We start from the raw sequence: 15507 nt of genomic DNA, 5'->3' as shown, positions 1-15507 counted from the left end.
TCCGTGAAACGCATGCGTCAAGACATTTTTCTGGGCACCATGAGGCTAGCCCAGACGGGAGGCGCACCGGTGCCTTCGACGCTCGCCGGTGGTAGTGAAATCATCCGGCGGCGAACAACTGGTGACGGTCGACGACTTCGTACGGCTCTCGTGGTCCGCGACGCGCGAGGATCCCGTGATTCGTCCGCCGTTCGCGTCGCCGATCATCGCCGACCCGACGTTCCTGCTGCCGCAGGACACCCCGGACGGACGCTGGCACCTGCTCGCGCATTCCATCTGGGGTCTGCATGCCTTCACGTCGAGCGACGGCATCCGGTGGTCGCGCCCGCGCCTCGTCGTTCGCCACGCGATGCGGCCCTTCCTGCTGCGCGACGGGCGCGCGTATCATCTCTTCTACGAACGCTACCCGCCGTTCCGTCTGCCATTCCTCTGGGTCCCCGGGGTCGGTTGGCGCTCCAGGATCGAACAGCGCAGCTCGGACGACCTCGTGCGCTGGAGCCGTCCGACCGTCGTGCTGCGTCCCACGCTCCCCTGGCATCGAGCGACCGGTCTCGGCGAGGCGGTCGGCAATCCGTGTGTCCTGCGCGACGGTGACGGCTGGGCGCTCTACTACAGCGCGTCCCTGGTGCGCGTTCCCGACTGCGGATTCGACGAGCCGCTCCACATCGGCGTCGCACGCGCCGGCAGCCTCGCCGGCCCATGGTTGCCGCATCCCACGCCGCTGCTCTCGCCACGTGGCGACGATCCGCGCTGCAACCTCGGCGCCGGGGCCATGAAGGTGCTCCGGTTCGCCGACGGGTTCGTCGGCCTCCAGAACACGATCGCGTCGGGCGCGTCCGGCGCGAGCAGCTCGGCAATCTCGATCCTGACGTCGGCCGATGGCCTCGGCTGGCGCTACGCGCACGAAACCCCCATCGTCGCGCCGACGCACGGCTGGCGCGCGCGCTTCGTCTACGCGTGCGACGTCCGGCGCGATGAAGCCGCCGGCCGCTGGTACCTCTACTTCAACGCCCGCGATCGCGCCCCGATGACCCAGGGGCGCGAGGCGATCGGGTTCGTCGTCTCGAACGCGTGAGCGGCCGCGGTTCCTCCGGGCTTGCTCGACGCCTTCGGGTTCTGGTCAATTGATTCCCATGGCAATCGACTTCACGCTGACACCCGAGCTCGAGCAGATCCGCCTGCGCGTCCGCGACTTCATCGAGAAGGTGGTGAAGCCCGGCGAGGCGAAGCTCTCGACCCCCGACAAGATCGAGCGCGCCGACTACCTCCGCATCCTCATCGGCATGCGCAAGGAGGCGCACGCCGCCGGCCTGTGGCTGCCGCACATGCCGCACGAGTACGGCGGGATGGGGCTCGGGCACGTCGAGCTGGCGATGGTCCAGGCCGAGGCGGCGAAGGCGTCGTACGGCCCGTGGGTGCTGAACTGCCAGGCGCCCGACGAAGGGAACATGCACACGCTGCTCCACTGGGCGACCGACGAGCAGAAGGAGAAGTACCTCCGCCCGCTCTGCGACGGCACGGTGATGAGCTGCTTCGCCATGACCGAGCCCGAGGTCGCGGGCTCCGACCCGACGCTCATCCAGACGCGCGCGCGCCTGGACGGCGACGACTGGGTCATCAACGGGCACAAGTGGTTCATCTCCAACGCGCGACGCGCGAGCTTCGCGATCCTGATCGCGCGCACCGAGGACGATCCCGAAACGCCGCAGGCGGCCAACACGGGGTTCATCGTCGACATCCCGTCCGAGGGATGGGACCGCGTGCGCGAGGTCGAGACCATGCACGGCGCGACCGGACACTCCGAGATCCGCATTGAGAATCTCCGCGTGCCGGCCCGCAACATGCTCGGCGGCCGCGGCCAGGGGCATCGCCTCGGCCAGTATCGCCTGGGCCCGGCACGTCTCGCGCACTGCATGCGCTGGATCGCGCAGGCGGAGACGGCGCTCGACATGATGGTCGACCGCTCGCTCAAGCGCTTCGCCCACGGATCGCTCCTGGCCGAGAAGCAGGGCATCCAGTGGATGATCGCCGACTCGACGATGGACCTCTATCAGGCGAAGCTCATGGTGCTGCACGCCGCCTACCGGATCGACAAGAAGCTCGACTTCGTCTCCGAGGTGTCGATGGCGAAGCACTTCGTGGCGAACGCGCTCGGGCGGATCATCGACCGGTCGATCCAGGTGCACGGCGCGCTGGGGTACTCGACCGACACTCCGCTCGCGCACATGTACCAGCACGCACGTTGGGCGCGGTTCGCCGACGGCGCCGACGAGGTGCACCAGATGCGCATCGCCCAGCGAACCATCGCCGCCTACACGCGCGACGGCAGCACGCGACGGGCGACGGGGGATCTGCCCCTCTGACGGGGTCGGCTGATGCGCGCGGACGACATCGCGGTCGCGTACACGCCCCCCGGCGGGTGGACGGAGTTTCCGCCCCCGATCCTCGCCGGATGCGACGAGCCGCTCGCGGACGGCGCGCCCGACCTCCGTGGCCTCTGGAAGGTCGTCGCCGTCGACGTGAACGGCGAGCCCGCGCCGGCCGATCACCCCGTGTATCGGCACGTGGAGCGGATCGAGCAGTGCGGCAACCGTGTGGTCGTGACCGCCGCCGGCGTCATCCACGACATGCGCTGCGATGGCACCCCCGAGCACGGCGTCAACGACGTCTCGGCCGCGCGCGGCGGCATGCGCATCCAAGTCGCCGCCACGTTCGAGGACGGCGTCCACGTGCTGCGTCCTGTCGGCATGCCGGGCATCGAGGTCACGCGGCGACGCGAGGGTGATCACCTCGTGTGGCGATACGGCCCCGCGTTCACCGCGCGCCTCGTGCGCGTCGGCGGACCGGAGGCTCAGCCGTCGCGCGCCGGGAGCGAGCCGACGTAGTCCATCTTGCCGAGCTCGACGCCGTTGTGGCGCAGGATCGCGTAGGCCATGGTGGCGTGGAAGAAGAAGTTCGGCACCGCGACGTGCATGAGGTAGTCGTCGCCGCGGAGCCACTTCCCGCCGAGCCACGGCGGCGCCACCTTCCGATCCCCCGCGCCGGCGAGGTCCTTCGCCTGGACGGTGTCGAGGAACGCAACGCACTTCCGGATCCGCTCGCGCAGCTCGGCGAAGGTCTGCTCGGTGTCGGGGTGGGACGGCGCCTCCTTGCCGCCCAGGTACGCGGCGGCGTACTTCGCCTGATCGCACCCCGCCTGGATCTGGCGCGCGAACGAGAACGCGTCGGGCGCGAGCCGCGCGTTCGCGAGGACGTCGACGTCGAAGGACCTGGCCTTGGCGAATGCAGTGGCCTTGTCCATCCACTGCTCGACGTTCTTCAAGGTCTTGGCGAACAGGCGGATCGCATCGTCGTGGGTCATGGGCTCCTCCTCTCGTGAGCGCCGGACCATAGCCCGCAGCGTGTGCTCACGGAACCCGAGCGGAAACGCCTTGACGGTGCGATCCGGGCGGCCGTATCAGTCGTCGCATGCGGCACGCCCCGACGATCGCGCTCACGCTCGCGGCCCTTCTTCTCGCCGCCCGACCCGCGCCCGCGCTCACGCTGGCGACCGCGCCCGGTGACGGACAGGTGAGCGTCGGCGTCGACGGGTTCGGGTCCTTCGGCTACGAGGTGGCCGGCACGGGCACCAACGACGCCGTCTTCGATCCGCTCGGAGCGACGGGACCCAGCTCGACGAGCTGGGAGTCGGCCGTCTATTTCCGGATGTCCGGCATGAGCAAGTTCCTCACCAGTGGCCTCGTCGGAACGACGGGAGAGTCGGGCCACCTCACCGATCCCGGGTTCTCCGCCAGCACCGCCACGACGGCGAGCAGCAGCTTCACGTACGCGGGCCTCCAGTTCACCCTCGAGCAGCAGCTCGTCGACGCCATCGACATGAGCGTGCGCTCCGGCAGCGTGTTGATCCAGACCTACACGATCACGAACCCGGGTCCCGGCACCGTCAGCTTCGATCTCGTTCGCTACTACGAAGGCGACCTCAAGTTCGCGAACGGCACGCCAGACGGCGGCGGCCACATCTTCGCCGGCCCGACCGAGTACGTCTTCGAGACCGACACGGCATCCGATCCAGCGACGAGCGTCAACTTCGTTGGCATCACCGCCACCGGCGGAACGATCCCGACCAGCGGCCGCTACGAGGTGAACGTCTGGCCTGCGTTCCCCGCCCGCATCGCGGCCGACATGTCGCTCGGCGACGTCGTGTTCGACGACGGCGCCGACGCCGACGAGTTCGTCGACGCCGGTCACGACTACGACGCGGGCATCGCGCTCGCGAACCAGTTCTCGCTCGGCCCGGGCGAGCACGTCGACTACGTCACGACGACGCGCTTCGGCACGGGCGCCCCGGCCGACGTGCCCGCGATCTCGACCACGACGACGACCGCGCCCCCGACGACCACGACGCTCCCGACCGGATGTCCCCAGGCGCCGACCTTCGAGTCGATCCTCTGCCTGATCGACGAGCTCGCCGCCGACGTGCAGAGCGCGAGCGATCTCGGCCGCCTGAAGAACGGCCTGGCGAATGCACTCGCCAAGGCGAAGAAGCAGGCGCAGAAGGCGGCGTCCGCCGGCGCCGGCAAGGTGGCAAAGACCCAGGCCAAGAAGACCGCGAAGACCCTCGGATCGTTCGAGCACAAGCTCGCGTCGCGGAGCGCGCGCAAGATCATTCCGCAGGCGACGCGCGACACCCTGCGAAGCGCATCGGCCCTCATCCGCTCCGAGCTCGATACCCTCCGCGGGTCGCTGTGAGCTAGACCTTGACGCGTCCCCGTGCGGCGGTGAAGGAACCGTGAACACCGCCCGGGGGGAACGATGTCCGGCTTGCGTCCACGACGTGCTCTGAACGCCATCGCGCTCGCGACGACGCTCGTCGTCGGCGGCGCCTCCCGAGTCCACGGCGCCGCGTGCCGCGGCGCGCATTGGGTCGGCGTGTGGGCGACGAGCCCGTCGGACGCGCTCGGTCCCTCGTTCATGGACCAGACGCTGCGCCTAGTCGTGAACCCGACGCTCGGCGGCACGCGTGTGCGCGTGCGGCTCTCGAACCGCTTCGGATCGCAATCCGTCACCTTCGGCGGCGGCACCATCGCGCGGCGCGCCTCCGGGGCGGAGCTCGTGCCGCAGACGCGACGGAGGTTGCGCTTCGGCCGCAAGCGATCGGTCACGATTGCACCCGGTACCGAGGTGACGAGCGACCCCGTGCGGCTGCGGTTCGAGGCGTTCCAGGACCTCGCCGTGAGCCTCCACGTGCAGGGGGCGAGCGCACCGTCGACCCAGCACGCGACGGCCCTCCAGACGTCGTACGTCTCGCCCGTGGGCGGCGGCGACCACACGACTGCCGAGGTGGGCACGGCCTTCACCAAGACGCTCGCGATCTGGCCGTTCCTCACCGACGTCGAGGTGCGTGCGCCGCGCCGCGTGGGCGCGCTCGTCGCGCTCGGCGATTCGATCACGGACGGGCTCCGAAGCCCGACCGACCAGAACCTCCGCTACCCCGACGTCCTGGCGCGTCGCCTCGCGGCGGCCGGAACGCGACTCGGCGTGCAGATCGAGGGCATCAGCGGGAACCAGGTGTTGCGCGACGCGGCGGCACCCACGTTCGGACCGAAGCTGCTCGATCGTCTCGACCGCGACGTGCTCGATCAAGCCGGGGCGAGCGTCGTGCTCCTCATGGAAGGCACGAACGACATCGGGGTCCCGCCGCCGCCCGGCGCCGCGCAGGTGATCGACGGCCTGCGCACGGTGATCGATCGCATGCGTAGCGCCGGGCTCCGCGTGATCCTGGGCACGCTGCCGCCGTGCAAGGGCTTCGCGCTCGCCTTGCACGGCACGCCCGGCGCGATCGCGGCGCGCAACGAGATCAACGACTGGATCCGGACCGGCGGCGCCGCCGACGCCATGGTCGACTTCCACGCCGTGCTGCGCGATCCGACGGACCCCGACCGCCTGGCACCGGAGTTCGACAGCGGCGATCACCTCCACCCGAGCGCCGCCGGCTATGCGGCGATGGCGAACGCGATCGATCTCGGCCTCCTCGTGACCACGACGTGCCGCTAGAGCGCTCTGGACGGCGCCGCGCGCCCTCTGCTCTAGTGACGCGATGCGGACGCGTCTGATCACCGTTCTGCTCGTGGCCGCGTGCGTGATGGCGGCGCCCAGCGCAGCGGCTCCGGGGACGAAGCCCAAGGACTGGGCCGTGTACGGCCACGATCTGTCGAACACGCGCTTCGCGGCGCGCGAGAAGCGGATCACTCGCAAGACGGTCACGCGCCTCACGCCGAGCTGGTCGAAGGACGGGCTCGTCGGCGTGTCGGGAACGCCCACCGTCTCCGGGCGTACCGCCTACTTCGGTGACTGGAAGGGCACCGTGTGGGCAGCCGACGCCGCGACGGGACGCGAGATCTGGCACACCCAGATCGGCGGGTTCATCGTCGGCGCGCCGGCGATCGACGGCGCAGCCGTCTACGCCTCGAGCGGCGCGACTCTCTACCGTCTCGACCGTGCGACCGGTGCCGTCGAGTGGAAGGTGGTGACGAACGAGCATCCGTTCGCACAGATCAACGCATCACCGGTGGTCGTCGACGGGCTCGTCTTCCAGGGCGTCGCCAGCTTCGAAGTCACGATCCCGAAGGCGGAGTACACCTTCCGCGGCTCGATCGGGGCGTACGTTGCCGAGACGGGCGCCGAGATGTGGCGCCTGTACACGACGCCCGCCGATCCGACGGCCGGAGCCGGAGTCGGGGTCTGGTCGACGCCCGCCGTCGATCGCAGGCGCGGCCTTCTCTACGTGGGCAGCGGCAACACCTATGCCGAGCCGACGGCGCCGCTCGCCGATTCGATCCTCGCGATCGACTACAAGACCGGCAAGCTCACGTGGTCGCGACAGTTCACCCGCCCGGACGTCTTCAGCGCGGGTAATCCCCAGGGCAAGGACGCCGACGTCGGCGCGTCGCCGAACCTGTGGCGCACCAAGGGACGGTCGCTGGTCGGCGCGGGCGACAAGGCCGGCGTGTATCACGCGCTCGACCGCGACACCGGGGAGATCGCCTGGGAGACGGTGCTGACGCCCGGCAGCGTCTTCGGCGGCGAGATCGGCTCGGGAGCCCTCGTCGACGGCAAGCTCGTCGTCGTCTCGAACGTCGGTAATCCGGCGACGAACGCGCCCACCAACGTCGCCAAGGTGTTCGCTCTCGATCCGGCCACGGGTGCCGTCCTCTGGGAGGCGGAGGATTTTCCCGGCAAGATCTTCGCGCCGGTCGGCGCCGCGCGCGGCGTGGCGTTCGTCGGCACCGACGCCGCGACGATGGCGGCACTCGACACGCGCACCGGCGCGCGGCTGTGGACGTACACCGCTCCGGCGCGGACCGGATGCGGCCCGTCGATCGTGAACGGCCGTGTCCTGTGGGGCTACGGCTTCACGCTGTTCGGGCCCGCGGGGCCGGGCGGCGTGATCAGCTTCGTGCTCGGCCGCTAGCGATCACTGCACCAAGTAGCCGCGCCCGCCCATGCAGGCGGTGAAGATCTGCGCCCAGGTGTCGCTCGACGTCGCCTGGGCGGACGCCATCGACTGGCACGACGCGGTGTCGCGGTCCTGCTGCGCCTGGCTCTGCTTGCGTTGCGCCGTGACGGTGAGCGCCCTCGGGGGCGGCGGCACGTAGGGAGCCGGCTGGTACGCCGGCTCGCACGCAACCACCAGGGAACAGGCGAGCGCGGCGATGAACGACGTCGTGATCGATCGCGGAGTCATGAACCGTCCTCCCCTCAGTTCTGCTGCTGCTGCTTCTTCTTCTTGTTCTGCTGCTGCCCCTGACCGCCACCACCCTGACCACCGCCGCCCCCCTGCTGCTGGCGCTCCTGGCGCTGCTCCTGCTGCATCTGCTGGCGTTGCTGGCGCTGCTGCTGCTCCTGCTGGTGTTGCTCTTGCCGGCGCTCCTGCCGCTGCTGTTGGAGCTGCTGCTGTTGCTGGCGCTGCTCCTGGCGCCACTGTTGTTGCTGCTGCTGGCGTTGCTGGCGCTGGTCCTGCTGCTGCTGGCGCTGCTCCTGCCGTCGCTGCTGTTGCTCCTGCTGGTGTTGCTGTTGCTGCTGCCGGCGTTCCTGTTGCTGCGTCTGGCGCTGCTGCCGGTTCTCCTGCTTCTGCTCGCGGCGCTGCTGCTGGTTCTCGAGCTTCTGTTGCTGCCGCTGCTGCCGGTTCTCCAACTGCTGCTGCTGCCGCTCCTGGCGCATCTCGCGCCGCACCTCCGCGGGCCGCGGCGCCTGCGTGCCCGGCGCGTTCATCGGCGGACGCAGCGCTCCGCCTTTGCGACCGGGCTGCTGGGAGTACTGCAGGCGCTGCGTGTGCTGCCAGCCCTGCGGGCGCCCGCGGTAGGGATACGGCCGCGGCTGCCAGTCGACGGTGCCGGGGCGCCGGCCGCGGTTGTAGTAGTAGTTGTTGTACCGCCGGATGCCGCGCCCACCGTAGTAGTAGTGGTCGTGATCGTCGTCGTCGAAGATCGAATAGAGCGCCCACGCCCCGAGCGCGCCTACGAGCACGCCGCCGCCGAACGCGATCCACGGATTGACGCCGTACGCCGGCTGAACGGGCTGCGGCTGGACGGCGAGCGCGGGATCGTACGACGGCACGTAGACGACCGTGGGCTGCGCCGGCTCGATCCGGATGTCGTCGCCGACGGTGCGGACGCTCTGGTACTGGTTCGACTTCAGGTTGCCGACGTTCTGCACCTCGCGGCGATAGTCCTGGATCGCATTCAGCACGTCCGCCTGCTGGTACGTCACGGCCTGACCCATCTGGTCGGTCCACGCCGGATTGTTGTCGAGCCAGCGAACGACGTCGGGGAACTGCAGCAGTCCGACGACGCTGCCGTCCCAGCCGCGGTCCTCGGGAACGTTGTCGACGGTCTGCGCCTGGCCCACCCACTGGGCCGCCTCGTGCACTTGGTTGGGATTCGTGGTCGCCGGGAGCAACGATGCGAGCACCACGTCCGGGTATAGGGCGACCGGGGCGACGAGGTCGCGCAGCTCCTGCTTGCCGAGCTTCTCCGGCGCCTGCGCCGGCAACGTCGGTGGCGGCGCTGGGGGAGGGGGAGGCGGCGGCGCGGGGAGCGTCGTCGGAGGCGGCGGGATCGTGGTGGGCGCCTGTGCCAGCGTCGTGGTGGTTGCCGGCGCCTCGGCCTGTCCACCCCCACACGCGACGAGACAGGTCGTGAAGGTCACGAGTACGGTTCGCGCTACCAGACGCTGCCAACCAGGAGTTCTCATGCGACAGGTCCTCATCGGCTTCGCTCGCTCGTCGCGAGTCGATCCAGCACAGAAGCGGCCATAGAAGAAAACGCTGCGTCGATCCAGATCCTCCACACGGAGGGGGCGGGCCCTTGCGTCGGCAGGTGGCCGCATCTATCGCGAGCGACGAAGCCCACCATCCCACAACCCGGAGGACCCATGATCGGTTACACGACCGTCGGAACGAACGACCTCGCACGTGCTGCGAGGTTCTACGATGCACTCCTCGCCGAGCTGGGCGCGAAGCGCGCCATGGAGATGGAGACCTTCATCGCCTGGGCGACGGCGCCCAATACTCCCATGGTCGCCATCATCAAACCCTTCGACGGAAAACCCGCCACGGTGGGCAACGGCGTGATGGTCGCGCTCGCCGCGAGCAGCAAAGCGCAGGTCGACGCGATCCACAAGAAGGCGCTCGCTCTCGGCGGCAAGGACGAGGGCGCACCGGGACCGCGCGGACCCGGGTTCTACGCCGGATACTTCCGCGACCTCGACGGCAACAAGCTGAACGCGTTCTTCATCGGCTAGAGCAGACCGCAGACGCCGCCGCGCTAGCGTTTGTGCGCCTGCGCGGCGGCGATCTCCTTCGCGACCTTCTCTCCACCGAGCATCCGCTGGAGCGACGCCACCAGCGGCTGGCTGACGCCGGCGAGCAGCGCGCCGAAGGACTGCTCGATGGCGGCGACGGTGATCTCCGCCGGATCGGCGCGGATCGCGCGCAGCACGGCGTGCGCGACGTCGTCGGGCGTGCGCGTGCCGGCGCCGCGCGGCAGCACGACCTTGGTGTCCGCGAACATCCCGGCGTCGCGGATGAACCCGGGGAAGATGGTCGTGACCCCGACGCCGGTGCCGTGGAGGTCCTCGCGCAAGCCGAGTGAGAATCCCCGCAGACCGAACTTGGTCGCCGAGTAGATGCTCGTCCCGGGTCCGGCGACCTTGCCCGAGATCGACGAGATGAACACGATCTGCCCGCGGCCCCGCGCGCGCATTCCCGCCGCGGCGTGGCGCGCCATCATGATCGGCGCGCGCAGGTTCACGTCGAGCGCGCGGTCGATCTCCTCGGGATCGAAGCCGAGGAGTGGCCCGCTCGCCGGCAGCCCGGCGTTCGCGACCAGCACGTCGATCGGTCCGGCCTCCTCCATGCACCGCACGACGCTCGCGCGGTCGACGAGGTCGGCGACCACGACCCGCGCGCCGATCGCCGTGGCGAGCGGCCGCAGGGCGTCGGCGCGCCGTCCGCTCAGGACGACGTCCGCGCCGGCGGCGCGCAGCGCGCGAGCGATGGCCTGGCCGAGCCCGCCGTTCGCGCCGGTGACGAGCGCCTTGGTACCGGTGATGTCCATGCCGCGGGACTAGTCCCGGAACCGCGCGCGACGCAAGGTGTGAAGGTGGCATCGCGACCGTCGCCCGCCTATATGGCGCGCGTGTCGGTCGCCTTCGATCCGAGCGCGCTCGCCGAGGCCCAGGACCCGTACCCGCTCCTCGAGCGCCTGCGCGAGAGCGGTCCCGTCTGCCGCCTCGAGAGCGGGTTCTGGGCCGTCACCGGGTACGACCCCGCGCTCGAGGTCCTCTCGCATCGCGCCTGCGGCTCGGGGCCGATCGGCCAGCGCTACATGGACGGGCTTCCGCCAGGGGCGGCGCGCGACGAGATGAGCCGGCGGCTCAACTTCCTCGAGCCGTCGGATCACCAGCGCGTACGGAGCCTCGTCTCGAAGGCGTTCACGCCCCGGCGCATCACCGATCTGGTCCCGTGGATCGCGGCTACGGCCGAGCGCCTGCTCGACGCCCTCGCCGACCGCGAACGTCTCGATCTGCTGCACGCCTTCGCGCACCAGCTCCCGTCGCTCGTCATCTCGGAGCTGCTGGGGGTGCCCGCCACCGACCGCGACAAGCTGACCGCCTGGAGCGACGCCGTCGCGCCGCTTCTCGGCCTGCAGGTCGCCCCCGCCGACCGTGAGCGCGCCATCGCCGCGGCCGAGGACTTCCATGCCTACCTGGCCGCGCTCCTCGACGAACGGCGTCGCCGGCCGGGCGCCGACCTCATCTCGGCGCTCCTCGCCGCCGAAGAGGATGGGCAGCGCCTCGATCGCCGCGAGCTGCTCTCCCTGGCGGCGACGCTGTACTCGGCCGGCCATCGCACGACGCGCGATCTCTTCACCAACGGCATGTCGGTGCTCCTCTCCGAAAGAACGCGCTTCGCGCACGTCGTCGCCGGCCGCTGGAGCGTGCCCGACGTCGTCGAGGAGTTCCTGCGCTACGAGACCCCGACGTTGTTCGTCGTCCGCATCGCGCTCGAGCCCGTCACGATCGGGGGCGTCGACATTGGTGCATGGGAGCCGCTGCTCGTCTTCCTGTCGGCGGCGAACCGCGACCCGGGCACCTTCGAGCGACCGAACGAGTTCCGCCCGGGTCGAGGCGGGCAGCCCGCCCTGTCCTTCGCATTCGGCGCACACTACTGCCTGGGCGCATCGCTCGCACGCGCCGAGGCCGGAGCCATGCTCGCCGCGGTGACGCGGCGATGGCCGGGCCTCGGGCTCGCCCCCGGCGCCGTCCTGCGCTGGCACCAGCGCGGCCCGTTCCGCGGGCTCGACCAGCTGCTCGTAACGCGCGGCGCCCAAGTCGTCTGACGACCGCTGCATCCGCCGCCCCTGGTCGCGCGTAGTCGCCGTCGGGAGCCCCGCGCTCCGACGACAGGAGGACCACCATGACCAGGGCGACGACCTATGTGATCCCGTACTACGAGTGCCTGCTGCTCGGAGCGGCCCTCGCGAGCGCGCTGGCGATTGCGACGCCGTCGCACGGCGCGTGCACGTCGGATGCGCAGGAGACCGCAATCGAGCTGAAGCTCAGAGCGGCGCGCGAGGCGTGCGTGCGGCGAACCGACCGCCTGCGCGATCCCGACACCTTCGCGGCGTGCGAGGCGAAGGCGCTCGCGACCTACGGCTCCTCGCTCGCAAAGACCGGCTGCGACGACGGCGGCGGTTCGGGCACCGAGGTGCTCAAGCGACCGCGTGGCACGATCGGCACTGCGCTCGTGGAGCTGGGCGACCGCCAGCGCGAGGTGACCTACGAGGTCGTCGACGGCGTCGCGATCGTCGAGGGCGACATCCAGCTCGGCACCGTCGAGGAGGTGATCGCCAAGGACCACGCGCTGCGCAGCCGCTTCGGCGTGCGGAGCGGGACGCAGCACGGGGGATCGTTCGGCTGGTCGAACAACGTGATCCCGTTCGAGATTTCGGACGACTTCTCGAGCGTCATGAAGGACCGGATCAACTCGGCCATCGATCACTGGAACACCCACACCATCGTGCGCCTGCGTGCGCGCGACGGCGAGAGCGACTACGTGCGCTTCATCCCGAAGAGCAACGTGTGCGACTCGAAGGTCGGCAAGCAGGGCGGCAAGCAGAACATCCGTCTCGACGACGGCGCCTGCAGCCGCGGCAACGTCATCCACGAGATCGGCCACGCGGCCGGCCTCTTCCACGAGCAGACGCGCAACGATCGCGACGACCACATCGACGTGCACCTCTCGCACGTCGCCGAGGACGACGAGCACAACTTCGAGAAGTACGGCTGGGACGGCGTCGATCGGAACGGCTTCGATTTCAACTCGATCATGCTCTACAGCTCGTTCGACTTCTCGGACGATGGCGAGGCCGTCATGACCAAGCTCGACGGCTCGACGTTCACCGCGCAGCGCACCGCGCTGTCGACGGGCGACATCGCCGGAGTGACGATGCTCATCACGAACCACGAGGGCCTGTTCACGCTGAAGTCGAAGCTCCGCAACAAGCTCGCCGACAAGTGCATGGCCGTCGACAACGGCAGCCGGTCGTCGGGCGCCAAGATCGAGATCCGCGGCTGCACGGGCAGCACGCGGCAGCGCTGGTACTTCTACCGCCACCCGCGCACGGGCCGCGAGATGCTCATCAACGAGCGCAGCGCGCTCTGCGTCGACGTCCCGGGCGGCAGTCACGCAAACGGCAAGGACCTCCAGCAGTTCCCCTGCCACGGCGGCAAGAACCAGACCTTCACGCGCGATCGCTTCTGGCCGACCGATCCCTGGGTCATCACGAACGACGAGAGCGGCAAGTGCGTGAGCCTCGAGAGCACGGGCAGCGGCGGCGACGTGCATCAGGCCACCTGCAGCGGCAGCGATCGGCAGAAGTGGTTCGAGGAGCTCTTCTGAGGCGGCGCTAGCGCGCGTAGCCGAGCGCGCGCAGCCGCTCGGCGAGCCGCTGCTCCGCCTCGGGAAAGACGAGCGGCCCCTGGTAACGCGGCGACGGCGCCGGGACGCGATCGAAGTCGCGCGCGAAGCCGAAGGCGGGGTCGAGGAAGCCCTCGTTCCCGACGAAGGCCGCCGTGCGATACCCCGCCTCGCGCAGGCGCGACGTCAGCGTCGGTGCTTCCGGATCGAGCGCGTAGACGCCCTGCCCCGCCGCCGTCTTGCCGTGGTGCACGCCGTGCGCCGCGGGCATGAGACCCGTGAACAGCGAGGCGTGGCTCGGCGCGGTCCAGGTGCCGGGTGCGATCGCGTTGCGGTAGACGACGGCGTCGCGCGCGAGCTCCGCCAGGCGCGGCGAGGTCTCGCGGTCGTAGCCGTAGGGCGACAGGTGATCCGCGCGGACGGTGTCGAGGATGACGAGGACGACGTCGGGACGCGGATCGCGGCCGCACGCGATCGTGAGACCGGCGAGGAGCGCCAGGCGCGACCATCGTCTGGCGCTCCCCCCCGCGCGCACGATCAGCCGGCGGCGTAGCCGAAGACCGACTTCAGCTCGAGGAACTCCTGCAGCCCGGCCTCGCCCCATTCGCGGCCGTTACCGGACTGCTTGTAGCCGCCGAACGCGGCGCCGAAGTCCGGCTGCGCGCCGTTCACATGCACGTTGCCGGAGCGCAGGCGCTTGGCGACGCGCCGCGCGCGCTCGACGTCGCCCGACTGAACGTAGCCCGAGAGACCGTACGGCGTGTCGTTCGCGATGCGCACAGCCTCGTCCTCGCTGTCGTACGGGATGATCGACAGGACCGGTCCGAAGATCTCCTCGCGCGCGATCGTCATGTCGTTGCGGACGTTGGCGAACACGGTGGGCCGGACGAAGTAGCCCTTGCTGAGACCTTCCGGCCGGTCGGGCCCGCCGGCGACGAGCTGCGCGCCCTCCTGGATGCCCTTCTTGATGAGCGTCTGGACCTTCGCGAACTGGGTCTTGTTCGCGATCGGACCGATGGTGGTTCCCTCGGTGAAGGGATCGCCCACCTTGACCGCTTCGGCCGCGGCCTTGGCCGCCGCCACCGCCGCGGCCATCTTCGCCCGCGGCACCAGCATGCGCGTCGGGGCGTTGCAGGACTGGCCCGTGTTCAGCACGCAGCTCTGCACGCCTGCCGCGACCACCGCCGCGATGTCCGCGTCGTCGAGGATGATGTTGGCGGACTTGCCGCCGAGCTCCTGCGTCACGCGCTTCACGGTCGGCGCGGCCGCCGTCGCGACCGCCACGCCCGCGCGCGTCGAGCCGGTGAACGACACCATGTCGACGCCGGGGTGCGACGCGATGGCGTGGCCGACGGTCGGGCCGTCGCCGTTCACCAGGTTGAAGACGCCGGCGGGCACGCCGGCCTCGTCCAGGATCTGCGCGAACAGGTAACCCGAGAGCGGCGCGATCTCGCTCGGCTTCAGCACCATCGTGCAGCCGGCCGCGAGGGCCGGGGCCACCTTGCACGCGATCTGGTTCACCGGCCAGTTCCACGGCGTGATGAGACCGCAGACGCCGATCGGCTCCTTCCGCATCAGCGTCGAACCCTTCTGCTCCTCGAACTGGAAGGTGGAGAGCACCTTCGTCATCTCGAAGAAGTGCCCCATGCCGGCCGCGGCCTGTGCGGCACGCGACAGCCACAGCGGGGCGCCCATCTCCTGCGAGATCGTCTCGACCATCTCGTCGTACTTCGACTGGTAGACGGCGATGATGCGCTGCAGGAGCTCGAGCCGCTCCTGGACGCTCGTCTCGGAGTAGGTCTCGAACGCGCGCCGGGCGGCCGTGACGGCCTTGTCGACGTCGGCCTCCGAGCCGAGCGAGATGGTGGCAATGGGCTCCTCGGTGGCCGGGTTCACCACCTGGGCGTCGTGCGGCTTGGTGGGCGCGACCCACTTGCCGTCGATGTAGAATTGGCGACAGTCCTTCATGGGAATCTCCTTCGCGAGAGCGGTTCGTGGCCGAGGCGGACCCACGAGTCCTAGCCCAG

The 15507-nt window shown here is 70.1% G+C and carries 15 protein-coding genes; 9 read left to right on the top strand and 6 right to left on the bottom strand.

The window, feature by feature from the left end; all coding sequences use genetic code 11:
• Positions 1-121 precede the first annotated feature (121 nt).
• From VMS22_09965 to VMS22_09955, 3 genes are read left to right on the top strand one after another with little or no spacing between them, the layout of a single operon-like run.
• Positions 122-1075, top strand: coding sequence for an exo-alpha-sialidase (locus VMS22_09965; GenBank protein HXJ34348.1), 954 nt, complete (start codon positions 122-124; stop codon positions 1073-1075).
• Between the two features lie 58 nt (positions 1076-1133).
• Positions 1134-2363, top strand: coding sequence for an acyl-CoA dehydrogenase family protein (locus VMS22_09960; protein HXJ34347.1), 1230 nt, complete (start codon positions 1134-1136; stop codon positions 2361-2363).
• A 12-nt stretch (positions 2364-2375) separates the two neighbouring features.
• The gene (locus tag VMS22_09955; GenBank protein ID HXJ34346.1) at positions 2376-2885 is read left to right on the top strand and encodes a hypothetical protein; all 510 of its coding nucleotides are present in this window, start codon (positions 2376-2378) and stop codon (positions 2883-2885) included.
• Here the strand turns inward: VMS22_09955 and VMS22_09950 are convergent.
• Positions 2852-3361, bottom strand: a complete 510-nt coding sequence (locus tag VMS22_09950; GenBank protein HXJ34345.1) for a DUF1993 domain-containing protein — start codon at positions 3359-3361, stop codon at positions 2852-2854. The two genes, VMS22_09955 and VMS22_09950, sit on opposite strands and share 34 nt — an antisense overlap.
• 107 nt (positions 3362-3468) lie before the next feature.
• Here VMS22_09950 and VMS22_09945 point away from each other — a divergent pair, with 107 nt between their 5' ends.
• From VMS22_09945 to VMS22_09935, 3 genes are all read left to right on the top strand, one after another.
• Positions 3469-4749, top strand: coding sequence for a hypothetical protein (locus VMS22_09945; GenBank protein ID HXJ34344.1), 1281 nt, complete (start codon positions 3469-3471; stop codon positions 4747-4749).
• Between the two features lie 72 nt (positions 4750-4821).
• Positions 4822-6054: a GDSL-type esterase/lipase family protein gene (locus VMS22_09940; protein ID HXJ34343.1), complete on the top strand. Its 1233-nt coding sequence runs from the start codon at positions 4822-4824 to the stop codon at positions 6052-6054.
• 43 nt (positions 6055-6097) lie between these two features.
• A complete protein-coding gene (locus tag VMS22_09935) occupies positions 6098-7471 on the top strand; it encodes a PQQ-binding-like beta-propeller repeat protein (GenBank protein HXJ34342.1) in 1374 nt (457 codons plus the stop codon).
• A 3-nt stretch (positions 7472-7474) separates the two neighbouring features.
• Here VMS22_09935 and VMS22_09930 read toward each other — a convergent pair whose 3' ends face one another.
• Together VMS22_09930 and VMS22_09925 are read right to left on the bottom strand one after the other, a co-directional pair.
• Positions 7475-7744, bottom strand: a complete 270-nt coding sequence (locus VMS22_09930) for a hypothetical protein (protein ID HXJ34341.1) — start codon at positions 7742-7744, stop codon at positions 7475-7477.
• A gap of 14 nt (positions 7745-7758) precedes the next feature.
• On the bottom strand, positions 7759-9252 hold the full coding sequence (locus VMS22_09925; GenBank protein ID HXJ34340.1) for a DUF3300 domain-containing protein: 1494 nt from the start codon (positions 9250-9252) through the stop codon (positions 7759-7761).
• A 180-nt stretch (positions 9253-9432) separates the two neighbouring features.
• On the opposite strand from VMS22_09925, the gene VMS22_09920 reads away from it, so the two are divergent.
• Entirely contained in the window at positions 9433-9801 is a 369-nt protein-coding gene (locus VMS22_09920) for a VOC family protein (protein ID HXJ34339.1), read from the top strand.
• 23 nt (positions 9802-9824) lie between these two features.
• Here VMS22_09920 and VMS22_09915 read toward each other — a convergent pair whose 3' ends face one another.
• The gene (locus VMS22_09915; GenBank protein ID HXJ34338.1) at positions 9825-10616 is read right to left on the bottom strand and encodes an SDR family oxidoreductase; all 792 of its coding nucleotides are present in this window, start codon (positions 10614-10616) and stop codon (positions 9825-9827) included.
• 45 nt (positions 10617-10661) lie between these two features.
• Between VMS22_09915 and VMS22_09910 the strand changes: the two genes are divergently transcribed.
• Together VMS22_09910 and VMS22_09905 are read left to right on the top strand one after the other, a co-directional pair.
• Positions 10662-11900 (top strand): cytochrome P450, encoded by a 1239-nt coding sequence (locus VMS22_09910; GenBank protein HXJ34337.1) that lies wholly within the window; start codon positions 10662-10664, stop codon positions 11898-11900.
• A 77-nt stretch (positions 11901-11977) separates the two neighbouring features.
• Positions 11978-13462, top strand: a complete 1485-nt coding sequence (locus VMS22_09905; protein HXJ34336.1) for a M12 family metallopeptidase — start codon at positions 11978-11980, stop codon at positions 13460-13462.
• A gap of 7 nt (positions 13463-13469) precedes the next feature.
• On the opposite strand, the gene VMS22_09900 is transcribed toward VMS22_09905, so the two are convergent.
• Together VMS22_09900 and VMS22_09895 are read right to left on the bottom strand one after the other, a co-directional pair.
• Positions 13470-14015 carry a sulfatase-like hydrolase/transferase gene (locus VMS22_09900; protein ID HXJ34335.1) on the bottom strand — a complete coding sequence of 182 codons (546 nt, stop codon included), beginning with the start codon at positions 14013-14015 and terminating at the stop codon, positions 13470-13472.
• A 2-nt stretch (positions 14016-14017) separates the two neighbouring features.
• Entirely contained in the window at positions 14018-15448 is a 1431-nt protein-coding gene (locus tag VMS22_09895; protein ID HXJ34334.1) for an aldehyde dehydrogenase family protein, read from the bottom strand.
• Positions 15449-15507: the final 59 nt, after the last annotated feature.

It is taken from the genome of Candidatus Eisenbacteria bacterium (assembly GCA_035577985.1).
In the GTDB taxonomy this organism is placed as follows: domain Bacteria; phylum Desulfobacterota; class Binatia; order DP-6; family DP-6; genus DATJZY01.
This window is presented reverse-complemented; position numbering and strand designations above follow the sequence as displayed.

Excerpts from the sequence above, each read along its gene's own strand:
- VMS22_09925 (HXJ34340.1), bottom strand. The coding sequence starts at position 9,252 with ATGAGAACTCCTGGTTGGCAGCGTCTGGTAGCGCGAACCGTACTCGTG.
- VMS22_09935 (HXJ34342.1), top strand. The coding sequence starts at position 6,098 with ATGCGGACGCGTCTGATCACCGTTCTGCTCGTGGCCGCGTGCGTGATG.
- VMS22_09930 (HXJ34341.1), bottom strand. The coding sequence starts at position 7,744 with ATGACTCCGCGATCGATCACGACGTCGTTCATCGCCGCGCTCGCCTGT.
- VMS22_09955 (HXJ34346.1), top strand. The coding sequence starts at position 2,376 with ATGCGCGCGGACGACATCGCGGTCGCGTACACGCCCCCCGGCGGGTGG.
- VMS22_09915 (HXJ34338.1), bottom strand. The coding sequence starts at position 10,616 with ATGGACATCACCGGTACCAAGGCGCTCGTCACCGGCGCGAACGGCGGG.
- VMS22_09950 (HXJ34345.1), bottom strand. The coding sequence starts at position 3,361 with ATGACCCACGACGATGCGATCCGCCTGTTCGCCAAGACCTTGAAGAAC.
- VMS22_09895 (HXJ34334.1), bottom strand. The coding sequence starts at position 15,448 with ATGAAGGACTGTCGCCAATTCTACATCGACGGCAAGTGGGTCGCGCCC.
- VMS22_09960 (HXJ34347.1), top strand. The coding sequence starts at position 1,134 with ATGGCAATCGACTTCACGCTGACACCCGAGCTCGAGCAGATCCGCCTG.
- VMS22_09905 (HXJ34336.1), top strand. The coding sequence starts at position 11,978 with ATGACCAGGGCGACGACCTATGTGATCCCGTACTACGAGTGCCTGCTG.
- VMS22_09920 (HXJ34339.1), top strand. The coding sequence starts at position 9,433 with ATGATCGGTTACACGACCGTCGGAACGAACGACCTCGCACGTGCTGCG.
- VMS22_09945 (HXJ34344.1), top strand. The coding sequence starts at position 3,469 with ATGCGGCACGCCCCGACGATCGCGCTCACGCTCGCGGCCCTTCTTCTC.